The organism is Halomonas sp. LES1, from assembly GCF_031846005.1.
In the GTDB taxonomy this organism is placed as follows: Bacteria; Pseudomonadota; Gammaproteobacteria; order Pseudomonadales; family Halomonadaceae; genus Halomonas.
Genome location: NZ_JAVRGC010000008.1, coordinates 54,969 through 77,191, shown reverse-complemented (window position 1 = coordinate 77,191; position 22,223 = coordinate 54,969). Strand labels below are relative to the sequence as shown.

Here is a 22,223-nt window from a genome sequence, read left to right as displayed (position 1 = left end):
TCGCTATGATGTAAGGGCGAGCCAGGTTCATCAAATTAGCTATTAATGATACTGGGAGGTGAACATGCCGCGACCTGTCGCGATAGCTGCGATGACGCTGATCATCATGCTGCTGTCCGGCATGGTGATGGGGGAGCCGTCGACGCCGCAGGAGCGCAGGATGACCGCGGTGGAGCAGGCCCTGGTGCCGCGGGGTGGAAGCCTGGAAGCCTTCTATACGGCGCGCGCGTTCCAGCCGGCCTGGACGCGAGAGGAGCAGGTGAAGGGGCTGGTCGAGGCCTTGCAGGGGGTGGCCCGTGATGGCCTGGATCCTGCTGACTATGGCGCCGACCGCCTGCTGGCAGAGTATCGCCAGGTTCTGGCCAGCGATGAGCTTGCCCAGGCGCGCTTCGATATCCGGGCGACCCGCGCCCTGTATACGGCGCTGCGTCACCTCCATCATGGCAAGGTGGACCCGCATAGCATCGACCTGCAGTGGGAGGTGCCCATCAACGAGCGGCTTCCGCCTCTGGAGAGGATCTCTCAGGCGGTGGCGGCTGGGCGGGTCGCGGCACTGTTCGATTCGGTGCGCCCGGCCTATGCCCCCTATGAGCGGCTACGCCAGGGACTGACCCGGTATCGGAACATCCAGCGCCTGGGGGGCTGGCCCATGCTGCCCGAGGGCGGGCCAGCCCTGAGGCGTGGCATGACTCATCCGGCTGTGGCGATCCTGCGCGATCGCCTGGCCCAGATCGGTGAGCTGGAGGTCATGGCGGCAGACACCTCGATCCTGCCCGCGGCAAAGCTGGAAGCGCCGGATCCGCAGCGCTTCGATGCCGCGCTGGAGGCGGCGGTAAGGCGTTTCCAGGACCGTCACCTGCTGGAAACGGATGGTGTCGTTGGCCCGCGTACCCGGGAGGCCCTGAATGTGCCGGTAGGCAGGCGCATCGACCAGATCCGTCTCAACCTCGAGCGTGCGCGTTGGCTGATGCACGGCCTGCCTAATGCGTTCGTGCTGGTGGATATCGCCGGCTATCGTGTCAGCTACTTTCGTCCCAATGGGGATGTCTGGCGGTCACGTATCGTGGTGGGCCAGCCCTACCGACGGACGCCCTCGTTGCGTTCTGAGATCACCCATCTGACCGTCAACCCGACCTGGACGGTGCCCCCGACCATCCTGCGCGAGGACGTGATTCCCAGCGTGCGTCGAGACCCGAGCTACCTGGCTCGGCGCAATATGCAGGTACTGACGCCATCGGGACGGCGACTCAGCCCGAGCCAGGTCGACTGGTCGAACCCGGGTAGCGTGATGATTCGTCAGGCCGCGGGACCGGGCAATGCACTGGGTCAGGTGGTGGTCCGATTTCCCAACGACCATCTCGTCTATCTGCACGATACTCCTGCCAAGGGGCTGTTCGCCCGCCAGCGGCGTGCCTTCAGTTCGGGGTGTATCCGAGTGCAGGGGGTGCTGCAGCTCGCTCAGCTGCTGTTCGACGATACCGGTAGCGATCGCGACCTTCGCGCCCTGCTGGCGAGTAGCCGTACCCGCAATGTGCCACTGGCCGAGCCGGTACCGATCATCCTGCACTACTGGACGGTGCATCCGGACGCGGGCGGGCGGATGGTCTTCCGGCCCGATATCTACGCGCGTGACGACGCCCTGCTGCGTGCACTGGACCGCCCGCTGGCATCCTTGTAGGTGTCATCGGTGATGGCCAGCTGCGCCACCGCCGATCGTCTATCAGCCGATCGCTGGATCGCCCGATAAATCGGGCTCCTACGGCGGGCGATGGCACCCGTTCTCTTAGGGGCGCAATTTATCGCGCGATAGGACTATTCGTAACCCTTGGCCTGGAGCCTGAAGAGTCTGGCATAGCGGCCGTTGGCGGCCATCAGACTGGCGTGGTCGCCCTGTTCGAGGATCTCGCCGCCGTCGATGACCAGAATCTGGTCGGCGGCGCGCACCGTGGAGAAGCGGTGGGAGATGAGGATGGTCATCTTGCCCTGGCTATGATCGCGAAAGTCGGCGTATACGGCCGCTTCGGCGGCGGCGTCCATGGCCGCGGTGGGCTCGTCGAGTACCAGGATATCGGCACTTTGGCGCATATAGGCCCGCGCCAGGGCGATCTTCTGCCACTGGCCGCCGGAGAGTTCCTGGCCCCCCTTGAACCAGCGTCCCAGCTGGGTGTGGTAGCCATCTGGCATGGTGGTGATGAAATCGTCGGCCAGCCCGCGACGAGCGGCTTCCTGCCAGCGCGTCTCGTCCTCGAAGGCGGCCACATCGCCGGCCCCCAGGTTCTCGCCGACCTTCATCTGGTAGCGCACGAAGTCCTGGAAGATGACCCCGATGCGTCGGCGTAGCGTCTGGACGTCCCATTCGCGCAGGTCGTTGCCATCGAGCAGAATTCGCCCCGCGCTCGGCTCATAGAGGCGGGTCAGCAGCTTGATCAAGGTAGTCTTGCCCGAGCCATTCGCGCCCACCAGCGCCAGGCTCTGGTTGGGACGAAGATGCAGCGAAATGCCTGAAAGGGCGGGCTTTTCGGCGCCGGGGTAGGTAAAGCTCACGCTCTCGAAGCGAATGCCGTCGCCAGGGCGGGAGCCCGTGGTCAGGCTGCCCGCCTCCGGGGCCACCGGCTGCTCCAGGTACTCGTAGAGGTTGGAGAGGTAGAGGTTGTCCTCGTACATGCCGCTGATCGAGGTCAGGCTTGCCGAGAGCGCCGCCTGTCCCTGCTTGAAGACCATCAGGTACATGGTCATCTGGCCCAGGCTCAGCGAGCCGGTGATGGTCTCCACTACGACCCAGGCGTAGGCGCCGTAGAAGGCCAGGGTACCGAGCAGGCCGAGCGCGAAGCCCCAGCTCTCTCGGCGCAGGGTGAGGCGACGGTCCTCGGCGTAGAGGGTGTCGAAGATCTTCCGGTAGCGCTCCAGCAGCAGTGGCTCCAGGCCGAACAGCTTCACCTCCTTGATGCTGTCCTCGCGGGCCAACACGGTCTCCAGGTACATCTGCATGCGGGTCTGGGGCGAGCGCCAGCGGAACAGCCGGAAGGCATCGCCGGAGAACTTGGCCTCGGAGATAAACACCGGCAGTGCCCCGATCACCAGCACCAGCAATGCCCAGGGGGAAAACTGCACCAGCAGGACGCCGAAGCTGACCAGCGAAATGCCGTTCTGGGCCAGGGCGAAGGTCTTGTTGACCAGCCCCAGGGGGCGGGTCGAGGCCTCACGACGGGCTCGGGTGAGCTTGTCATAGAACTCAGAGTCCTCGAACTGGGCCAGGCTAAGGGTGCCGGCCTTCTCGAGGATCATCACGTTGACCTTCTGACCGAGAAGGGCTCGCAGCAGTGACTGCTGAGCGGAGAGCGCTCGTTGCGCCAGGGCGATGGCGGCGATCACCCCGCCTTCGGCGAGCACGTAGCGCAGCACCGGCCACCACGCCACGCTGCCCGTCTCGGCATGCTGCTCCATGGCGGCCACCACGGCATCGACGATCAGCTGACCGAGCCAGGCCGCCACCGCCGGCAGCACGCCGGCCACCAGGGTGGCAATCGCCAGGCCCACGGTGAGGCCCCGGGAGGTCTGCCACACCAGGACGAGCGCGCGACGGCTATAGCGAAAAACGCCCAGAAAGGCCGCCAGGCGGTTTTCAGGAGGCGGAGCGGGGCGGGTTGAGCGCGATGACACGGGGCTCTCCGTAAGGCGGAAACGTAAGGCGCCCCGCACGAGGGCGGGGCGCTGTGGAGCAGCGGGGGCAGAGCAGGCGCGGTCAGCCCTCGTTGGACTCCTTCTTGGCATCACGCTCGCCGGTGCTGGCGACGACCGGGTCGATCTCCCCGGACTGCAGGGCGGCAAGCAGCGGTTCGGCTTCACGCTGGAAGGCCACCAGGCGGTCGCCCGAGAGGCTTCGGTTCTCCGGCAGCTTGACCTGCATGGCATCGACCTGATTGTCGTTGACCAGTACCTCGTAATGCAGGTGAGGTCCGGTGCTGCGGCCGCTGTTGCCTGAGAGGGCGATACGCTGCCCCATGGTCACGCGTTCGCCGCTACGGACCAGCGGCCTGGAGAGGTGCAGGTAGCGAGTGCGATAGCCATTGTCGTGGCGGATCACGATGTAACGGCCGGCCGCGAAGTGGCTGCGCACCGACTCGACCACGCCGTCGGAGGGGGCGGTGACCGGTGTGCCGATCGGCATGGCGAAGTCGGTGCCCTTGTGCGGGCTGATGCGCCCGGTCACCGGATGCTTGCGACGCGGATTGAAGTTGGAGCTCAGCCGGTAACGCCCTTCGAAGGGGTAGCGGCTGAAGGCGGGGTCGAGGCTTTCCCCTTCCGGGGTGTAGAAGTTGTTGTCAGCGCTATTGCGAACCAGCGTCAGGTTGGTGCGCTCCCCCTCATACTGAACCGCCAGGACGCGTGGGTCGAAGCTTTCCCCATTGATCACGTCGGATTCGACCAGCACCTGAAAGCGGTCGCCGCGACGGGTGTCGCGGCGGAAGTCGAGTTTCTTGCCGAGGACATGGACCAGTCGCGAGACCTCGGCGCTCGAGAGGCCGGTGGCCTGAGCCGAACGGGTAAAGCTGCCGCTGACGGTACCGGCAAACAGCCGCTGGGCGGCCTCGCCGGTGTGTTCGATGCTGGCGACCTCGAAGGCTCCCCCGTCCCGCTCTGCCACAAAGCCGCTGCGGGCATCGCGCATCATGCGCAGCGAGATCAGCTTGCCATCCTCGTCCAGCTTGTAGTCGAGCCGGCTGCCGACCCGCCAGCGCTCGAGCATGTCACGGTCGGGTAGCTGCTCGAGCAGTGCCAGGGCCTCGCTGTAGCCCAATCCCAGATGTTGCTGGGCCATGCGCGTGAAGGCATCGCCGGGCTCCACGGTGTAGGTTTCCCACTCCGGGACATAGGGCTCGCGAGCGGCGATTTCACGCTCGAGCAGCACCGCTCCATCGTCGAGCAGGGTCAGCTCACTTTCGGGAATATCCTCGTAGGAGGTGGCATCCGCCACCAGGCTGCCGTCGTGATCGAGCATGCCGCTGCCGATGGTGCCGACAAGCGTGGCGATATGCACGGCGCCGCGATCCAGCGTCTTGGCGTCAGGAGCCGTGATCTCCGTAGCCGCCATTATTGCCTGTTCGTTCAAGGAGCTTCTGGCCGGGGTGCTGGCCATCAACGGTGGACGCTCGCCTGGCGGCGTCGTGCCGTCGCTGAGACGAGCCAACAGGGGCGGTGCCGTATCGGTGCTGCCGGCATTGGCCTTGTCGACCAGCTCCAGGTCAACCACCTCGCTGACCTTCAGCTGGGTAATGGGCACACGCTGTCGTGTGGCATCCAGCGCCTGGTTGGCCATCTCGATGGCGTCCCCGACGGGGCCGCGCTGAAGGTTCAGCGAGGGCAGTCGGGAGTTGGCATCGGCGTCGAGGGGAATGACGACGGTCTCCAGCGACCGAGAGTCGCGTTGGAGATCCTGGTAGGTGGTGAGGATCTTCTGTGTGCCCAGCACGGTGACCATGGTGGCGACCGGTAACAGCAATAGCTTGTGCGCGCGGGGCAGCGAATGTAGGACTCGCAGCATGGGTAAATAGCCGGTGAAAAGAGAGGTAAGGCGAAAAAAGTCCTACGAACGATAGCGCATGACCGGGGTGTTGCCTAGGCTGTATGCATACACAGCAGTGCTGCCCCGAGTGACCTTTTATCAGTGTCACGAGGAAGAAAAGAGGAAGTGAACGCTGTTTGTTAACTACCTATTGGAACCAAGCCGGCGGGGGATTGCAACCCCGGCCGGCCGTTTTCGGACGGTACTCAGGTCGTACCGTCGACAAGGGTACCATCGCGATAATCCTGCACCGCCCGGTCAAGTTCGTGCTGATGATTCATCACGAAAGGGCCATAGTGAGCGATAGGTTCGTTATGGGGGGTGCCCGCCAGCAGCAGTGCCTCGGCGCCCTCTGTACTGGTCAGTTCCAGGCGGTTGCCGTCCCCCAGTTGCGCTAGCTGGCCCGCCGGTACCCGGGTCTCACCGACCTCAAGCTCGCCTGCGAATACATAAACCAGCAGGGTTGGCGTCTCGATGTCGAGTATCAGCTCGCTGTTCGCATCCAGGCGGACATGCGCCACGTTCGATTGCCCGGCCAGGGCGTCCAGGGGCCCCGTGATGGATCCACCGTCGCTGCGCTGCCAGTGCCCCCCTAGGGCCACCAGCTCGCTGCCGCCCTGGGCGTCACCCGGATTGCTCAGGCGTGGCATTTCGTGGCTGCGCACGTCGCGGTAGGTGGGCGCGCTCATCTTTTCGCTGGCGGCCAGGTTGATCCACAGCTGGAAAGCGTGCAGCCCCTGCTGGTCGGTGAGCGGCATCTCGGAGTGGATAATACCGCGACCGGTATGCATCCACTGGGCATCGCCGGCGTGGATGGTGCTGGTGTGGCCGAGGTGGTCTTCGTGAGTCAGACCACCGTGGATCACATAGGTCAGGGTCTGCATGCCGCGGTGAGGGTGAGGGGGAAAGCCGCCGATATAGTCGTCGGCTCGCTCGGAACCCAGCTCGTCAAGCATCAGGAACGGATCCAGGCCGCCACCGAAGTCGTGGATGCGACGAATCTTGACGGCATTGCCGTCCTGGCTGGGTTGGCTCGACTGCAGCTGTTGAACCTGGCGAACTACCGGAGAATTCATGTCATGCCCTCGTGGCAGTGAGTGTCATGGCTGGCATTCTAGGTCGTTTTTATCGAAAATTAAGTGCATGTTTTCGCCTTATTGATTCGAGGAGATCGAAATGTCACGTGTCACCCTGACCCAGTGGCAAATGTTGGCGGCAGTCGTCGATCATGGCGGTTTCGCGCGTGCCGCCGACGCCATCCACAAGAGTCCCTCCACCCTCAATCATGCGGTCCACAAGCTTGAGGAGCAGCTGGGGGTCCAGGTCCTCGAGCCGGCCGGGCGCCGGGTGCGCTTGACCGAGGCCGGCGCGATGCTGTTGCGGCGAGCGCGACAGCTGATCGAGAGTGCCGAAGCCCTGGAGGAGGTGGCGGGCAGCCTTGCCGAAGGGCTCGAGGCCGAGGTGGTGCTGGCGGTGGACCAGGTGTTTCCCCCCGACGCCCTGGCCAGCGCCCTGGCAACCTTCTCCGAGACCTACCCCCATGTGCGCGTGCAGCTTCATGAGACGGTGCTCAACGGCGGCATCGAGATGCTTTACGACGGCAGTGCCGACCTGGTGATCTCGGGGGTTGCCGCTCAGGGGTTCCTGGGCGAGCCACTGGCCAGCGTACGCTTCGTGGCAGTTGCCCATCCAGACCATCCGCTGCATCGGCTGGAGCGGCCGCTGGATCTGCGCGACCTGGTGCAGCACCGCCAGCTGGTGGTGCGTGACTCGGCACTACGCCAGGCCATGGATGAGGGGTGGCTCAAGGCCGAGCAGCGCTGGACCCTGAGCCATCTGGAGACCTCCATCGACATGGTGGAGCGCGGTCTCGGCTTCGCCTGGCTGCCCGAGACACGGATCCGTCAGGCACTCGATGCCGGGCGTCTTGTCCCGCTTCCGCTTACCGCCGGCGGCATCCGCGAGACCCCAGTGCAGCTGATCCATCGTGACCGCGACCGTGCCGGACCGGCGACCCGGGTGCTGGCCGAGGCCCTGGCGACAGAGGTCATGGCGACAGAAGTGCAGGGTGGCATAAGTGCAGGGTGACTCAGTCGAGATAACTTTCGATTTTATCGAATTAAAGCTCCCATGATATGCGATGGATAATCGACGGATTGATACTATGCTGGAGATGAAATCACCAACCGACGGCATCTACCGTCTTATCGAGGAGGACTTCCATGGGGCTGTTAATCGACGGCAAATGGCACGACCAGTGGTACGACACCGACAAGCATGGCGGCGAATTCGTACGGGAATCCGCGCAGCTTCGCGACTGGGTCACCCGTGACGGTGAGAACGGCCCCGATGGGCAGCCGGGACTGCCTGCCGAGGCGGGGCGCTACCACCTCTATGTCTCGCTGGCCTGCCCTTGGGCTCATCGGGTAATGATCATGCGCAAGCTGAAAGGTCTCGAGGATCTTGTCGGCCTCTCCCACGTCAGCCCGCTGATGCTCGATCAGGGCTGGACCTATCATCAGGATGAGGGGTCGAGTGGCGACCCGATCAACGGCGTGGCCTATCACCGTGAGCTCTACACGCTGACCGACCCCCACTACACCGGCCGGGTCACGGTGCCGGCACTGTGGGACAAGCAGGCAGGGCGAATCGTCAACAACGAGTCGGCCGAGCTGCTGCGCATGCTCAACGCGGCCTTCGATGAGATCACCGGCAATCGCCTGGACTTCTACCCGGCCGATCTGCGCGAGACCATCGATGCGATCAATGCCGATGTCTATGACCATATCAACAACGGCGTCTACAAGTCGGGCTTCGCCACCGATCAGCGGGTCTACGAGAAGCACGTGGTGGCTCTCTTCGAAGCGCTGGATCGCATGGAGGCACGCCTGGCAGAGCACCGCTATCTGGCCGGAGAGTGGCTTACCGAGGCCGATATTCGCCTGTTCACCACCCTGGTGCGCTTCGATGCCGTCTATCATGGACACTTCAAGTGCAACCTGCGGCGCATCGAGGACTACCCCAATCTCTCCAACTACCTGCGCGAGATCTACCAGTGGCCGGGAGTGAAGGAGACGGTGAACTTCGATCATATCAAGCGCCACTACTACTACAGTCACAAGACCATCAACCCCACCCGAATCGTGCCCCATGGCCCCGTTCTGGACCTGGAACGCCCCCACGACCGCGAGCGTCTGCCGGGGCAGGGTGTGCGGACCAAGCACTCTTGAGGAGAAGGCATGCGCCGCAGGACTATCGCAGTTACCGGAATTAAGGGGCGCTGGGGACAAGCCGAAGTGGAGGTCCTATGCCAGGGATGGCATCGGTAGCGTACAGGGAGGTATTCACAGCGCCTCCTCGAAGGCTTATCGCCAGATAAGCCCCGAGCTACAAACTATCTCCGATAGCTTTGCTCCTCGTCGGAAAAGCGGCGAGCCTTTTTGCTAGAATGCCCCCAACTTCCCGACCCGATACGAGACCCATGACCGACCAGATCCAGCGCTTCCTGTTCGACAACACCAATGTGCGCGGCGAGCTCGTGACTATCGAGCAGGCCTACGCCGAAGTTCTCGACCGCCACGACTACCCCGCCGCAGTGAATCGCCTGCTCGGCGAGCTGCTTGCCGCGGTGGCCCTGCTGACCGATACCGTCAAGCTCGACGGTACCCTGAGCATCGAGGTGCGCGGCAACGGCGCCCTGGCACTGCTGATGGCCGAGTCCAACCCGGGTGGGGAGCTTCGCGCCATTGCCCGCATGGCCGAGGACGCGACGGCCGTCGACGAGCAGTCCGGGTTCCGCGAGTTGGTGGGAGAGGGGCAGATCATGATCACCCTGGACCCCCGCGAAGGGCACCGTTACCAGGGCATCGTCGCCCTGGATCGCGATAGCCTGGCCGACTGCCTGGCCGACTACTTCGCCCAGTCAGAGCAGCTGCCCACTCGGCTGTGGCTGGCCGCCGATGAGCGGGGTGCCGGTGGCCTGCTGCTGCAGCGCATGCCAGACGAGTCGCAGAACCAGGATGTCGACGCTTGGGAGCGTACCGTGCACCTGGCCGCAACCGTCAAGGATGAAGAGCTGTTGCACCTCGCCCCCGAGGAGATTCTTCAGCGTCTCTATCACGAGGAGACGGTGCGGGTATTCGACCCCAAGGCGCTGCGCTTCGGCTGCACCTGTTCCCGGGAGCGTATCGCCGATGCCCTGGTGGGCCTGGGCGCCCAGGAGCTGCGCGAGGTACTGGCGGAGCAGGGCGGCATCGAGACCCAGTGTCACTTCTGTCATACCCGTTACGCCTTCTCCATCGAGGAGGTCGAGGCGCTGCTGACCGAAGGCGACGAGCCGCCCCCGGTGGTGCACTAGCCACCCGATGAGCCCGCTGCTCGCGACAAGGATACGCCGGCAGCGGCTCGAACCTGGAAGTCTCCGAGCTGCGCCTGGCATGCCGATGCTGCGATGCAGTGTCGGCGTGTAGCGAAATTTCTTCATGTTGTAGAAAAACTACATGAATTTCGCCTAAAAAGGGCGTTCCCCGCCGAGATGCTTTTTGCCATAATGGCGCCGCCTTTCAGAGGCGATCAAGACCAGTAGACGGGTAACCGCACGGCGTGATCGTCACAGCCCCCTTGCTCTTCGCGTCACCGCCGACGCCAGGCACACGAGAGAATCGGCCGACGGCCCAGGAAACGACATGACCACACCTCAAGCTTCTCACGCTCACGTCAACCTCAGCAGCGCCGAACTGATCGAACGGTCGGTGTCCAGCGGCGAAGGCCGGCTGGCCGCCAATGGTGCCCTGGTGGTGAGCACCGGCGTTCGTACAGGTCGCTCGCCCAAGGATCGCTATATCGTTGACGAGCCGACCACCAGCGCGAAGATCGACTGGGGCAGTGTCAATCGTCCCTTCGATGCCGAGAAGTTTACCGCGCTCTGGGAGCGCGTCGAGGCGTACCTGACCGGCAAGGAGCACTATGTCTCCGAGCTGCATGTAGGCAGTGATCCGGACTACTACCTGCCGGCTCGAGTGCAGACCGAGACCGCCTGGCAGAACCTGTTTGGCCGCACCATGTTCGTTCGCCCCGAGGCCTACAACCCCTCCGCCAAGGAGGAGTGGACCATCCTCAATGCCGCTGGCTTCGAGTGTGATTCGGCTCGTGATGGTACCAACTCCGATGGCTGCGTGATCATCAACTTCGCCGAGAAGAAGGTGCTGATCGCCGGCATGCGTTATGCCGGCGAGATGAAGAAGGCGATGTTCTCCGTGCAGAACTTCCTGCTGCCGGGCTTCGACGTGCTGCCGATGCACTGCTCCGCCAACGTCGGCGAGGATGGCGAGACCTGCCTGTTCTTCGGCCTCTCCGGCACCGGCAAGACCACGCTCTCCGCCGATCAGGCGCGCTACCTGATCGGGGATGACGAGCACGCCTGGGGGCCGGGCACCGTCTTCAACCTCGAGGGTGGCTGCTACGCCAAGTGCATCGACCTCTCCGAGAAGAACGAGCCGGTGATCTGGAACGCCATCAAGTTCGGTACCGTGCTGGAGAATGTGGTCCTCAACGACCGTCGCGAGCCCGACTACGCCGACGACAGCCTGACCCAGAACTCGCGTGCCGCCTATCCGCTGGAGCACGTCGAGAAGCGGGTACCCGAGAACCGCGCCGGCGAGCCCAATGCCATCGTCTTCCTGACCTGCGACATGTCCGGCGTGCTGCCCCCGGTCTCGGTGCTCTCCAAGGAGGCCGCGGCCTATCACTTTCTCTCCGGCTACACCGCCAAGGTAGGCTCCACCGAGATGGGCTCCTCCGAGGGGCTGTCCGCCACCTTCTCTACCTGCTTCGGCGCACCCTTCTTCCCGCGTCCGGCGCGCGAGTATGCCGATCTGCTGATCAAGCGTGTGGCCGAGAAGGATGCCCAGGTCTATCTGGTCAACACCGGCTGGACCGGGGGTGCCTATGGCGAGGGCGGTGCGCGCTTCTCGATCCCGACGACCCGCGCCATCATCAGCGCCATCCAGACCGGTATTCTGCGCGAGGTCGAGACCCAGCATCTCGACGGCCTCAATCTCGATGTGCCCACCGCGGTACCGGGTGTCGACTCCAGCCTGCTCAACCCGCGCGACACCTGGGAAGACAAGGATGCCTACGACCGTCAGCGCCAGGAGCTGGCCGCCAAGTTCGTCGACAACTTCAAGAAGTTCGAGGGCGTCAGCGACGAGATCGTCAAGGCTGGCCCCAGCCTGACCTGATCGCATTGCCAGGGCCTGATCCGGCCCGATGTCACGATCAAGAAAACCCGGCACCGCCAAGGCGGTGCCGGGTTTTTCATATGGGTGGGCGCCCATTGCCGATATATCGGGCCATAGCACCCATCTCGTAGGAGCGCAATTTATTGCGCGATGGCTTCTATCGCCGATGTGTCGGACCACGGATAAATCCGGCTCCTACGGCGGGCTCACTCCTTCCGCTAGCCCTTCAAATCCGGGAAGTCTCCCTCCAGAAACTCCATTTCACCGCGCTGGTCGCTGGCCTTGTCGGCTTCGGCCTGACGCAGCTCCACGCGACGGATCTTGCCCGAGATCGTCTTGGGCAGGTCGGCGAATTCCAGCCGCCGGATGCGCTTGTAGGGTGCCAGGCGCTCGCGGGTGAAGGCGAAGATATCCCGGGCCAGCTCGGCGCTGGGCTCATGGCCGGCGGCGGGAATGATATAGGCCTTGGGTACCGAGGTGCGCACCGGGTCCGGACTCGGCACGATGGCCGCTTCCCCCACCGCCGGATGCTCGATCAGCACGCTCTCCAGCTCGAAGGGACTGATGCGGTAGTCGGAGGCCTTGAAGACATCGTCGGCCCGGCCCACGTAGGTGATATAGCCCTGCTCATCGATGCTGGCGACATCGCCGGTGCGATAGTAGCCCCCCTGCATGGCGGCGGCGGTGCGCTCCGGGTCGTTGGCATAGCCCACCATCAGGCCGGCGGGGCGATCCTCGCCCAGCGCCAGGGCGACCTCCCCTTCGCCGGCCGGCTTGCCCTCGGCGTCGAGCATCGCTACCCGGTAACCGGGCAGCGGGCGGCCCATGGAGCCGGACTTGAGGGGCTGGCCGGGGGAGTTGCCGATCTGGGCGGTGGTCTCGGTCTGGCCGAAGCCATCGCGGATGGTCAGTCCCCAGGCCCGACGCACCTGCTCGATGACCTCGGGGTTGAGCGGCTCGCCGGCGGCGACCGCCTCGCGCAGGGCGACCCGGTGGGCCGCCAGATCCTGCTGGATCAGCAGGCGCCAGACGGTGGGCGGGGCGCAGAGGGTGGTGATCTCGTAGCGCACCAGTACATCGAGCAGGGCGGGGGCATCGAAGCGGCTGTAGTTGTACAGGAAGACGCAGGCGCCGGCGCTCCAGGGCGCGAAGAAGCAGCTCCAGGCGTGCTTGGCCCAGCCGGGGGAGCTGATATTGAGATGGCGATCCCCCGGCTGCAGGCCGATCCAGTAGAGGGTCGAGAGGTGTCCTACCGGATAGGACTGGTGCGTATGGGTCACCAGCTTGGGCTGCGAGGTGGTGCCGGAGGTGAAGTAGAGCAGCATGGGGTCGTCGGCCGGCGTCGGGCCGTCGGGCGTGAAGGCGTCGCTGCTCTGGTGTGAGTCGGCGAAATCATGCCAGCCCGAGGCGGCGCCTCCCACCGCGATACGCGTCAGGTCCGGATGTTGACCCTCGAACTTCTCGAGGTGCTCCGTACCGATGACCAGATGCCTGACCTCGCCGCGGGCGATACGATCGTCGAGATCCTCGGCGGTCAGCATGGGAGTGGCGGGAATGATCACGGCGCCCAGCTTGATGGCGGCCAGCATCACCTCCCATAGCGGTACCTCGTTGCCCAGCATCAGCAGCGCTCGCTCGCCGCGCCTCACTCCAAGCGAACGCAGCCAGTTGGCGACCTGGTTGGAGCGGCTGGCCAGCTCGGCGAAGCTCAGGCGTGCCTCGCGGCCATCCTCCTCGACGATCCACAGCGCCGGGTCGTCGTTGTCGCGGGCCATGACATCGAAGTAGTCCAGCGCCCAGTTGAATTCGGTGAAGCGGGGCCAGCGGAAGTCTCTGCAGGCGGTGGTGTAGTCCTCTCGGTGCTCGATCAGGAAGTCGCGGGCGGCAAGAAAGCTGGCAAGGTTGGATGCGCTGTCGGCGGTCGGCATGACACGGCTCCTTTATTGTGATGGTTGAGCTGTAGTGATGGTTGCGTTGTCGTGGTGTGGGTGTGGACGATGGTGTTTGTCGTTGTTTTGGTGCATCGACCTGGTGCATCGATAATGATGCGTCGAAGGGGTAACTCCCCCTCGGTGAGTCGGTGCTTTCCTAAGACGTCTCAAGAATCTAGCCGGATTCGATGCCGGCTGTCCAAGAACCAAGCGAACGCTAGGACTAAAGTCGTTGGGCGACCCGCGCGTGGCTCGCTTCGGCGTTTGTGATACCTTGTCGCGATTGATTATCGAGCATCAGTGAAGGGGTTACATGGACGCCACCAAACGCATTACCGCGCGCCTCGCCGAAGAGTTATCCATTCGTCCACAGCAGGTCTCCGCCACGCTGGAGCTGCTCGATGGCGGGGCGACCGTGCCCTTCATTGCCCGCTATCGCAAGGAGGTCACCGGCGGTCTCGACGATACCCAGCTGCGTCACCTCCACGAGCGCCTGGGCTATCTGCGCGAGCTGGAGGAGCGCCGGGCCACGGTGCTGGCGACCATCGACGAGCAGGGCAAGCTGACCGACGAGCTGGCCGGGTTGATCGAGGCCGCCGATACCAAGCAGCGCCTCGAAGACCTCTACCTGCCCTACAAGAAGAAACGCCGTACCAAGGCCCAGATCGCCCGGGAGGCGGGGCTCGAGCCACTGGCCGACGCCCTGCTGGGCGACCCGACCCTCGACCCCGAGGCCGAGGCGGCCGGCTATCTGCGTCCCGCGGAGGGCGATATACCCGCGGTAGAGGACACCAAGGCAGCACTGGACGGCGCCCGCCAGATCCTGATGGAGCGCTTCGCCGAGGATGCCGAACTGGTCGGCCGACTGCGTGAGCGGCTGTGGAGCGAAGGCGAGCTCAGTGCCCGAGTGATCCCGGGAAAGGAGCGTGAGGGCGCCAAATTTTCCGACTACTTCGAGCATGATGAGCGGTTGGCCAAGGTGCCGTCGCACCGGGCCCTGGCCATGTTCCGCGGCCGCAACGAGGGCGTGCTGACATTGGCGATTCGTCTGCCGGGTGAGGAGGAGGCGCCGATCCATCCGGCCCAGGTGGCCATTGCCAAACACTTTTCCCTCCATGATGAGGGGCGTGCCGCCGACAAGTGGCTGCGTGACGTGGTGCGCTGGACCTGGCGAGTCAAGCTCTATACCCATCTCGAGACCGAGCTGCTGGGCCGGCTGAGAGAGCGGGCCGAGCTCGAGGCCATCGAGGTCTTCGCGGCCAACCTCAAGGACCTGTTGCTGGCGGCTCCGGCGGGCCAGAAGGCCACCCTGGCCATCGACCCCGGCCTGCGCACCGGCTGCAAGGTGGCGGTGGTGGATGCCACCGGTCAGTTCCTGGCCCACACCACCATCTATCCCCATGCGCCCCGTAATGCCTGGGACGCCTCGCTGGCCGAGCTGGCCCAGCTGGTGGAGCGGCATGATGTCGCACTGATTGCCGTGGGCAACGGTACGGCCAGCCGCGAGACCGACCGCCTGGCCGGTGATCTGGTCAAGCAGCTGGCGGGCAGGCGCCCACTCGCCAAGGTGATGGTCAGCGAGGCCGGTGCCTCGGTCTACTCGGCCTCGGAGTATGCCGCCCGGGAGCTGCCCGACCTGGATGTCACCATCCGCGGTGCGGTCTCCATCGCCCGGCGCCTGCAGGATCCCCTGGCCGAGCTGGTCAAGATCGAGCCCAAGTCCATCGGGGTGGGACAGTACCAGCATGATGTCTCTCAGGTGCAGCTGTCGCGCAGCCTGGAGGCGGTAATCGAGGACTGCGTCAACGCCATCGGGGTCGATCTCAACACCGCCTCCAGTGCGCTGCTCTCCCGGGTGGCGGGCCTCTCGCCGGCACTGGCCGAGGCCATCGTCGCGTGGCGCAATGCCGAGGGCCCCTTCGCCAGCCGCAAGCAGCTGCTCGATGTCAGCCGCCTGGGCCCCAAGACCTTCGAGCAGTGCGCCGGCTTCCTGCGCATCATGAATGGCGACAACCCGCTGGATGCCAGCGCCGTGCACCCGGAGGCCTATCCGCTGGTCGAGCGCATCGCCGAAAGAAGTGGCCGCGAGCTCGGCAGCCTGATCGGTGACAGCGCGACCCTCAAGGCGGTAAAACCCGCCGACTTCGCCGACGATCGCTTCGGGGTGCCCACGGTCACCGATATTCTCGTCGAGCTCGACAAGCCGGGCCGTGACCCGCGGCCCGAGTTCAAGGCCGCCGAGTTCCGTGAGGGGGTCGAGACCCTCAAGGACCTGGAGCCCGGCATGGTGCTCGAGGGCAGCGTCACCAACGTGACCCACTTCGGTGCCTTCGTGGATATCGGTGTCCACCAGGATGGCCTGGTGCATATCTCGGCGCTCTCCGACAAGTTTGTCGAGGACCCCCGCACGGTGGTCAAGGCCGGCGATATCGTCAGGGTCAAGGTGATGAACGTCGATCTGGAGCGCGCGCGCATCGGCCTCTCCATGCGCCTCGACGATCAGCCGGACGACCAGGGCGCCGACCGCCGCGGCGGTGAGCGGGCCCGACAGGATGTCAGGCCTGGTGGCCACAAGCCGCCCCGCAAGGGTGGGCGCGGCAAGGGAGGAGCCCCCCGGGACGACGACAAGGGGCAGATGGGGGCCCTGGGGGCCGCGCTGCTCAAGGCGAAGCAGAAACAGTGATCCGGTGGTCGGCGTTAACCACGCCTGACTCTGAAGCCGGCTAACTTTGCATGGCAGCCTTCAGGTACCATAATCAGCACATCGACGGGCGCCGCATGGGCGCCCGTCTCACTATCCGCGTGGCGTGCCGCCTCGGCGCCTTTCACCGCGTCTTTCCAACACAAGGGGTGTTACCTTGTCCGATACACTCACCAGTCTCGTTTCCCGCCTGGAGGGTCACGCCCGCCAGGGTGAGTTCAGCCGGCTGCGCCGTGGCCTCGAGAAGGAGGGGCTGCGCGTGGACCGCGAGGGGCACGTCGCCCAGTCGCAGCACCCCAAGGCGCTGGGCTCCAAGCTGACCCATCCGCATATCACCACGGATTACTCCGAGGCGCTGCTGGAGTACATCACGCCGGTCATGTCTCGGCCCGTCGATGCCATGGCGTTTCTCGGCGACCTGCACCGCTTCAGCTATCGTTACCTGGGCGATGAGCTGATCTGGCCGGCCAGCATGCCGGCGCGACTCGAGGGCAATGACAGCATCCCCATCGCCGATTACGGTACCTCCAATGGGGGCACCATGAAGAAGGTCTATCGCCGCGGACTCGATGTGCGCTACGGGCGCATCATGCAGGCGATCGCCGGGGTACACTACAACGTCTCGCTGCCTGACGATCTCTGGACACTGCTGCGTGATATCGACGGCGTCGGCGACATCCCGCTCAACGACTACCGCTCCCAGCGCTACTTCGGCCTGATCCGCAACTTTCGGCGCCACAGCTGGCTGCTGCTCTACCTGTTCGGCGCCTCGCCGGCCATCGACCGCAGCTTCCTGCCCGAGGGCAGGGTGCCCGACAAGCTCGAGGCCCACGCCCAGGAGACGCTGGTCTCGCGCTACGCCACCAGCCTGCGCATGTCGGACCTGGGCTATCAGAACAAGGTGCAGCAGCAGCTCAAGATCTGCTTCAACTCCCTCTCCAACTACGTCAACACCCTGCGCCATGCCATCTCCACGCCGTGGCCGGCCTACGAGGCGCTGGGGGTCAAGGAAGACGGCGAGTGGCGCCAGCTCAACGCCAATATCCTGCAGATCGAGAACGAGTACTACAGCGATATTCGCCCCAAGCGGGTGGCTCGCCAAGACGAGACCCCGAGCCAGGCCCTGGAGGCCCGCGGTGTGGAGTATATCGAGGTCCGCTGTCTCGACCTCAATCCGCTGCTCACCCTGGGGATTGACGAAGTCCAGATCCACTTCATCGATACCTTCGTGATGTGGTGCCTGCTCTCCGAGAGCCCCTGGATCCCCGATGCCGAGTGCGACACACTCGACGATAACCGCCAGCTGGTGGTGGAGCGCGGGCGCGATCCCGCGCTGCGGCTGAACCATGCGGGTGCCCAGCGCAGCGTAGCCGACTGGGGGGGCGAGATCCTCGACGAGATGCACCTGGTCGCCGGGCTGCTCGATCGGCTGGAGGAGGGTACGCCCCATGCGGATGCCGTGGCCGCCATGGCCCCCCGGCTGGCGGATCCAGCGCTGACTCCCTCCGGCCAGCTGTTGGCGCGCCTGGAGGAGGGGGGTGAAGAGCTCTCCGATGCCATGCTGGCCATCGCCCGGGATCAGGCCAAGCGCCTGGGGAGTGAGCCCATGGAGTCTGGCCGCGAGAGGATCATGGCCGAGCTGGTGGAGACCTCCCATCGTCAGCAGGCAGAGATCGAGAGCGTCGATGAGGTCTCCTTCGGCGACTTCCTGTGTGACTACTTCGAGCATGCCCGGGAGTCGCGGGTGGCTGATGGGGCCGGTCGATGAGTGCGCTTTCACGGCTCGAGGTGCGCCACTGGAGTCTCGCCGGCCTAGCCTTCTGTGTGCTGATGATGGCGGTGGCGCTGAGCCTCGAGCATCTTGTCGGTCTCGAGCCCTGTCCCCTGTGCATCTTCCAGCGGGTGGCGGTCATCGTCGCAGGACTGGTGTTCGCCGTGGCGGCCATCCACAACCCCGGCGGTCGCCTCGGGGCGGTGCTCTATGGCCTGCCGAGCCTGGGGGCGGTCGGCACCGGCATCGGTGTGGCCTGGCGGCATCTGTGGCTGCAGTCGCTGCCCGCCGATGAGGTGCCCAGCTGCGGCCCGGGCCTCGACTACATGCTGGATATCCTGCCGCTGCAGCAGGTGGTCAACAGGGTGCTCTCGGGCTCCGGCGAGTGTGCCGATATCGACTTCCTGCTGCTGGGGGTCTCCCTGCCAGGCTGGACGCTGGTGGGCTTTGTCGTGCTGACGCTGGCGCCACTCGGCCTGCTGCTCACGGCCTTCCGCGAGCGATAATCCTCAGCCATAACCTTCAACGAGAACCGTCATGCTCTACCGGGACTTCGCCACCCAGGAAGCCATCGACGCCGCCTATGACCCCATGCGCGGGCGCGACGGGGCGGCGCTGGTGGCCGACTGGCGGGCGCGCAGCGAGGCTGCGCGGGGTCGCCATCGAGTCTCCCTCGATGTGCCCTACGGGCCGAGCCTGGCCGAACGGCTGGATATCTACCATGCCGAGGGCCTCGAGCAGGGCGAGAGGGCGCCGCTGCATCTCTTCTTTCACGGTGGCTACTGGCGCTCGCTCGACAGCCATGAGTTCGGCTTTATCGTCGATGACCTGGTGGCTTCCGGCATCACGGTCGGCGTGGTCAACTACGCTCTCTGCCCGACGGTGCGCTTCGGCGAGCTGGTGCGCCAGGCACGGGCCGCGCTTGTGTGGGCCTGGCGTCATGCGGATGAACTGGACTGTGACCCCGCCGAGGTCAGCGTTTCCGGCCACTCCGCCGGTGGCCATCTCAGTGCCGTGCTGCTGGCCACCGACTGGCCAGGGGAGTACGGCCTGCCGGATAGCCCGCTGCGCGGGGCACTCTGCATCAGCGGGCTCTATGATCTCGGGCCTTTCCCCTGGTCGTGGTTGCAGCCGAAGCTACAGCTGGACGGGCGCGACGTGGCGGAATTCAGCCCCTCCTTCCTGCCCTGCCGGGTATCCACACGAGTCAGCCTCGTCGCGGGTGGTGAGGAGTCCTCCGAGTTCGCCCGCCAGATGGAAGCGTATGCCACCCACCTGGAGGGGCAGGGCATCGGTGTGGAACACGCCGTGCTACCCGGCGACGACCACTTCTCTATCCTCGAGCACTATCTCGATGGCGGATGCCTGGCCGCGACGATCAAGAGATTCCACGCTTGAACGGCAGGACTTTTCGCCCGATAAACCGGGCTCCTGCAAGTGCGCTATCGCGCGATAGCCGGTGGCAGGAGACGACCGCGTTTTTTGTAGGAGCGCGATTTATCGCGCGATAGCCGATGGCAGTAGACGACCGCAGTTTTTGTAGGAGCGCGATTTATCGCGCGATGTCCCAAAGGTCAATCGCCGAAATGTCGGACCACCGATAAATCGGGTTTCTACAAGGCGCCTTATACCCCCAGATAGCGGTCGCGCAGCGACTCGGTGAGTGCCTCGGGCGGCCCGCTCCAGGCGCTGCGCCCCTTCTCCAGCAGCACGCAGTGATCGGCCATCGGCAGCAGCTCCGACAGCGTCTTGTCGACGATCAGGATCGCCTGGCCCTGAGCCTTTAGGCGGCGGATGGCGTGCCAGATCTCCTGACGAATCACCGGGGCGAGCCCCTCGGTGGCCTCGTCGAGCACCAGCAGGCGTGGATTGGTCATCAGCGCTCGGCCAATGGCCAGCATCTGCTGCTCGCCGCCGGAGAGGGTCGCGGCGGACTGGCGGTCGCGTTCGCCCAGGCGCGGGAAGAGCCCTTCGACCCTCGTCAGGGTCCACTCACCGGGGCGCGCCGCCACCAGCAGGTTTTCGCGCACCGTCAGGTTGGGAAAGCAGCGTCGCCCCTCCGGCACCAGCCCCAGCCCCAGGCGAGCGATCCGCTGGGGCGGTAGCCGGCGCAGATCATGCCCCTCGAACCGGATGCGCCCGGCGTGGGCCGGCGTCAGGCCGAACAGCGAGCGGATGGTGGTGGTCTTGCCCATGCCGTTGCGCCCCATCAGCGCCACCATCTGGCCGGCCTCAACCTCCAGGTCCACGCCGAACAGGGCCTGGGCGGGGCCGTAGCGCGTCTCGATGGCCTCCATCTTGAGCATGAGAGTCACTCTCCCAGATAGGCGTCGCGGACCCGCGGGTCGCGACGGATGGTGTCGACATCGCCATGGGCGATGACCCGGCCCGCGACCAGCACCGAGAGGCGCTCGGCGAGTCGGAATACCGCCTGCATATCATGCTCGATCAAGAGGATGGGCACCTCCTGCTTCAGCGACTCGAGCAGCTCGGTGAGCCGGGCCGAGCCCTCGGGGCCAAGGCCGGCCATGGGCTCGTCCAGCAGCAGGGCCTGGGGCTCGAGGGCCAGGGCGCAGGCGACCTCCAGGGCGCGGCGCTCGCCGTGGGAGAGTGCCGCCACCGGCGTCCAGGCGCGATGCTCCAGCCCCATGCGGGCGAGGGCCGCCATGGCGGGCTCCAGTAGGCGGCGGTCGCGGTGAACCGGCGTCCAGAACCGGAAGCTATGGCCACTCACCGCCTGTACGCCGATCATCACGTTACGGATCACCGTCAACGGTTCGGCCAGCGACGAGACCTGGAAGCTGCGGCCCAGCCCGCGTCGGGCGCGGGCGGCGACGCTCAGCTCGGTGACCTCCTCGCCGTCGAGCAGCACGCGCCCGGCGTCGGGGCGCAGGTTGCCGGCGATCTGGGCGATCAGCGTCGACTTGCCGGCCCCATTGGGGCCGATCAGGGCGTGGATCTCGCCGCGACGCAGGGTGAGCGAGACATCATCGGTGGCCGTCAGGGCGCCGAAGCGCTTGTGCAGCCCCTCGAGAGCCAGCACCGCGTCACTCATGGGGCTCTCTCCCAGGGTTCTCTCTCCCGGCCAGCCAGCCCATCACGCCGTGACGGGCGAACAGCACCACGCCGAGCAGCACCAGGCCGAGAAACAGCTGCCAGTACTCGGTCAGTCCTCCGAGCAGGGTCTCCATGCCGATAAACAGCACGGCCCCGGCCAGGGGGCCGTAGAGGCGGCCGACCCCGCCGAGGATGACGATCACCATCAGCTCTCCGGACATGTGCCAGCTGAGCATGCTGGGGCTGACGAAGCCGTTGAGATCGGCATACAGCGCTCCGGCCAGGCCGGTGATCATCGCCGAGACCACGAAGGCCAGCAGGCGAATGGGGTAGGGGGAGATGCCGGCGGTGGCCAGGCGGGTCTCGTTGAGCCGTGCCATGGTCAGCGCCGCACCGAAGCGCGAGCCCATCAGCCGCGAGGTGAGTGCCATCGCCAGCACCAGGCCGGTGAAGCAGATCAGGAAGAAGGCCAGCGGATCCTGGGTATCGAGCCCCGGCAGCTGGTTGCGCAGATAGATGGGCAGGCCATCCTGACCCCCGTAGGTGGGCCAGGAGTTGGCGAAGTAGTAGACCATCTGGGCGAAGGCCAGGGTGATCATGATGAAGTAGACCCCGGTGGTGCGCAGCGAGACGGCACCGATCAGCAGCGCCAGCAGGCCACAGGCGAGCATCGCCAGCGGCCACAGCACCAGCAGGTTGTCGCTGCCGGGCAGCAGGCCCATGAAGGCGCTGGCATCGAAGGCATGATAGGCACCGATGCCGGCGATATAGCCGCCGAGGCCGAAGTAGGCGGCGTGACCGAAGCTGATCATGCCGCCATAACCCAGTGCCAGGTTGAGGCCCACGGCGGCCATAGCGATCAGCGTCAGGCGTGACGCGAGGCTCACATAGTAGGGGTGCCCCAGCAGATCGGCGGCCACCGGCAGTACCAGCAGCAGGGCGAGCATAAGGAGTTGCACCA

At 65.3% G+C, this 22,223-nt stretch carries 16 protein-coding genes; 9 read left to right on the top strand and 7 right to left on the bottom strand.

Features of this window, described 5'->3' with window-relative positions; translation table 11 throughout:
• The first annotated feature begins 64 nt into the window (after positions 1 to 64).
• The gene (locus RM463_RS15230; RefSeq protein ID WP_311430482.1) at positions 65 to 1,678 is read left to right on the top strand and encodes a L,D-transpeptidase family protein; all 1,614 of its coding nucleotides are present in this window, start codon (positions 65 to 67) and stop codon (positions 1,676 to 1,678) included.
• 134 nt (positions 1,679 to 1,812) lie between these two features.
• On the opposite strand, the gene RM463_RS15225 is transcribed toward RM463_RS15230, so the two are convergent.
• From RM463_RS15225 to RM463_RS15215, 3 genes are all read right to left on the bottom strand, one after another.
• Positions 1,813 to 3,660 carry an ABC transporter ATP-binding protein gene (locus RM463_RS15225; RefSeq protein WP_311430481.1) on the bottom strand — a complete coding sequence of 616 codons (1,848 nt, stop codon included), beginning with the start codon at positions 3,658 to 3,660 and terminating at the stop codon, positions 1,813 to 1,815.
• Positions 3,661 to 3,742: 82 nt separating this feature from the next.
• Positions 3,743 to 5,542: a peptidoglycan DD-metalloendopeptidase family protein gene (locus RM463_RS15220; protein WP_311430480.1), complete on the bottom strand. Its 1,800-nt coding sequence runs from the start codon at positions 5,540 to 5,542 to the stop codon at positions 3,743 to 3,745.
• Positions 5,543 to 5,769: 227 nt separating this feature from the next.
• Complete coding sequence (locus tag RM463_RS15215; protein WP_311430479.1) at positions 5,770 to 6,639, bottom strand: pirin family protein; 870 nt, start codon at positions 6,637 to 6,639, stop codon at positions 5,770 to 5,772.
• A gap of 100 nt (positions 6,640 to 6,739) precedes the next feature.
• On the opposite strand from RM463_RS15215, the gene RM463_RS15210 reads away from it, so the two are divergent.
• From RM463_RS15210 to RM463_RS15195, 4 genes are all read left to right on the top strand, one after another.
• A complete protein-coding gene (locus RM463_RS15210) occupies positions 6,740 to 7,651 on the top strand; it encodes a LysR family transcriptional regulator (RefSeq protein WP_311430478.1) in 912 nt (303 codons plus the stop codon).
• Between the two features lie 134 nt (positions 7,652 to 7,785).
• On the top strand, positions 7,786 to 8,793 hold the full coding sequence (locus RM463_RS15205; RefSeq protein WP_311430477.1) for a glutathione S-transferase family protein: 1,008 nt from the start codon (positions 7,786 to 7,788) through the stop codon (positions 8,791 to 8,793).
• A gap of 251 nt (positions 8,794 to 9,044) precedes the next feature.
• Entirely contained in the window at positions 9,045 to 9,920 is an 876-nt protein-coding gene (gene hslO, locus RM463_RS15200) for an Hsp33 family molecular chaperone HslO (protein ID WP_311430476.1), read from the top strand.
• 328 nt (positions 9,921 to 10,248) lie between these two features.
• The gene (locus RM463_RS15195; RefSeq protein WP_311430475.1) at positions 10,249 to 11,802 is read left to right on the top strand and encodes a phosphoenolpyruvate carboxykinase; all 1,554 of its coding nucleotides are present in this window, start codon (positions 10,249 to 10,251) and stop codon (positions 11,800 to 11,802) included.
• Between the two features lie 218 nt (positions 11,803 to 12,020).
• Here RM463_RS15195 and RM463_RS15190 read toward each other — a convergent pair whose 3' ends face one another.
• The gene (locus RM463_RS15190) at positions 12,021 to 13,730 is read right to left on the bottom strand and encodes an AMP-binding protein (protein WP_311430474.1); all 1,710 of its coding nucleotides are present in this window, start codon (positions 13,728 to 13,730) and stop codon (positions 12,021 to 12,023) included.
• A gap of 316 nt (positions 13,731 to 14,046) precedes the next feature.
• On the opposite strand from RM463_RS15190, the gene RM463_RS15185 reads away from it, so the two are divergent.
• The 4 genes from RM463_RS15185 (at position 14,047) to RM463_RS15170 (ending at position 19,603) form a co-directional block, all read left to right on the top strand.
• On the top strand, positions 14,047 to 16,416 hold the full coding sequence (locus RM463_RS15185) for a Tex family protein (RefSeq protein ID WP_311430473.1): 2,370 nt from the start codon (positions 14,047 to 14,049) through the stop codon (positions 16,414 to 16,416).
• A 175-nt stretch (positions 16,417 to 16,591) separates the two neighbouring features.
• Positions 16,592 to 18,202, top strand: coding sequence for a glutamate--cysteine ligase (gene gshA, locus RM463_RS15180; RefSeq protein WP_311430472.1), 1,611 nt, complete (start codon positions 16,592 to 16,594; stop codon positions 18,200 to 18,202).
• On the top strand, positions 18,199 to 18,711 hold the full coding sequence (locus RM463_RS15175) for a disulfide bond formation protein B (RefSeq protein ID WP_311430471.1): 513 nt from the start codon (positions 18,199 to 18,201) through the stop codon (positions 18,709 to 18,711). The genes gshA and RM463_RS15175 overlap by 4 nt, the downstream gene beginning before the upstream one ends.
• Before the next feature lie 31 nt (positions 18,712 to 18,742).
• On the top strand, positions 18,743 to 19,603 hold the full coding sequence (locus RM463_RS15170; protein WP_311430470.1) for an alpha/beta hydrolase: 861 nt from the start codon (positions 18,743 to 18,745) through the stop codon (positions 19,601 to 19,603).
• Between the two features lie 227 nt (positions 19,604 to 19,830).
• Here the strand turns inward: RM463_RS15170 and RM463_RS15165 are convergent, their stop codons facing one another.
• The 3 genes from RM463_RS15165 to RM463_RS15155 are packed head-to-tail and all read right to left on the bottom strand — an operon-like array spanning position 19,831 to position 22,221.
• A complete protein-coding gene (locus RM463_RS15165; RefSeq protein WP_311430469.1) occupies positions 19,831 to 20,511 on the bottom strand; it encodes an ABC transporter ATP-binding protein in 681 nt (226 codons plus the stop codon).
• Positions 20,512 to 20,516: 5 nt separating this feature from the next.
• Positions 20,517 to 21,260, bottom strand: coding sequence for an ABC transporter ATP-binding protein (locus tag RM463_RS15160; RefSeq protein ID WP_311430468.1), 744 nt, complete (start codon positions 21,258 to 21,260; stop codon positions 20,517 to 20,519).
• Positions 21,253 to 22,221 (bottom strand): branched-chain amino acid ABC transporter permease, encoded by a 969-nt coding sequence (locus RM463_RS15155; RefSeq protein WP_311430467.1) that lies wholly within the window; start codon positions 22,219 to 22,221, stop codon positions 21,253 to 21,255. Before RM463_RS15155 ends, RM463_RS15160 begins: the two co-directional genes overlap by 8 nt.
• Positions 22,222 to 22,223 lie beyond the last annotated feature (2 nt).

Bases quoted from the DNA above. Each gene is read 5' to 3' on its own strand.
- RM463_RS15165 (WP_311430469.1), bottom strand. From the start codon at position 20,511: ATGCTCAAGATGGAGGCCATCGAGACGCGCTACGGCCCCGCCCAGGCC.
- RM463_RS15215 (WP_311430479.1), bottom strand. From the start codon at position 6,639: ATGAATTCTCCGGTAGTTCGCCAGGTTCAACAGCTGCAGTCGAGCCAA.
- RM463_RS15220 (WP_311430480.1), bottom strand. From the start codon at position 5,542: ATGCTGCGAGTCCTACATTCGCTGCCCCGCGCGCACAAGCTATTGCTG.
- hslO (WP_311430476.1), top strand. From the start codon at position 9,045: ATGACCGACCAGATCCAGCGCTTCCTGTTCGACAACACCAATGTGCGC.
- RM463_RS15160 (WP_311430468.1), bottom strand. From the start codon at position 21,260: ATGAGTGACGCGGTGCTGGCTCTCGAGGGGCTGCACAAGCGCTTCGGC.
- RM463_RS15170 (WP_311430470.1), top strand. From the start codon at position 18,743: ATGCTCTACCGGGACTTCGCCACCCAGGAAGCCATCGACGCCGCCTAT.
- RM463_RS15205 (WP_311430477.1), top strand. From the start codon at position 7,786: ATGGGGCTGTTAATCGACGGCAAATGGCACGACCAGTGGTACGACACC.
- RM463_RS15190 (WP_311430474.1), bottom strand. From the start codon at position 13,730: ATGCCGACCGCCGACAGCGCATCCAACCTTGCCAGCTTTCTTGCCGCC.
- RM463_RS15185 (WP_311430473.1), top strand. From the start codon at position 14,047: ATGGACGCCACCAAACGCATTACCGCGCGCCTCGCCGAAGAGTTATCC.
- RM463_RS15230 (WP_311430482.1), top strand. From the start codon at position 65: ATGCCGCGACCTGTCGCGATAGCTGCGATGACGCTGATCATCATGCTG.
- RM463_RS15195 (WP_311430475.1), top strand. From the start codon at position 10,249: ATGACCACACCTCAAGCTTCTCACGCTCACGTCAACCTCAGCAGCGCC.
- RM463_RS15210 (WP_311430478.1), top strand. From the start codon at position 6,740: ATGTCACGTGTCACCCTGACCCAGTGGCAAATGTTGGCGGCAGTCGTC.
- RM463_RS15175 (WP_311430471.1), top strand. From the start codon at position 18,199: ATGAGTGCGCTTTCACGGCTCGAGGTGCGCCACTGGAGTCTCGCCGGC.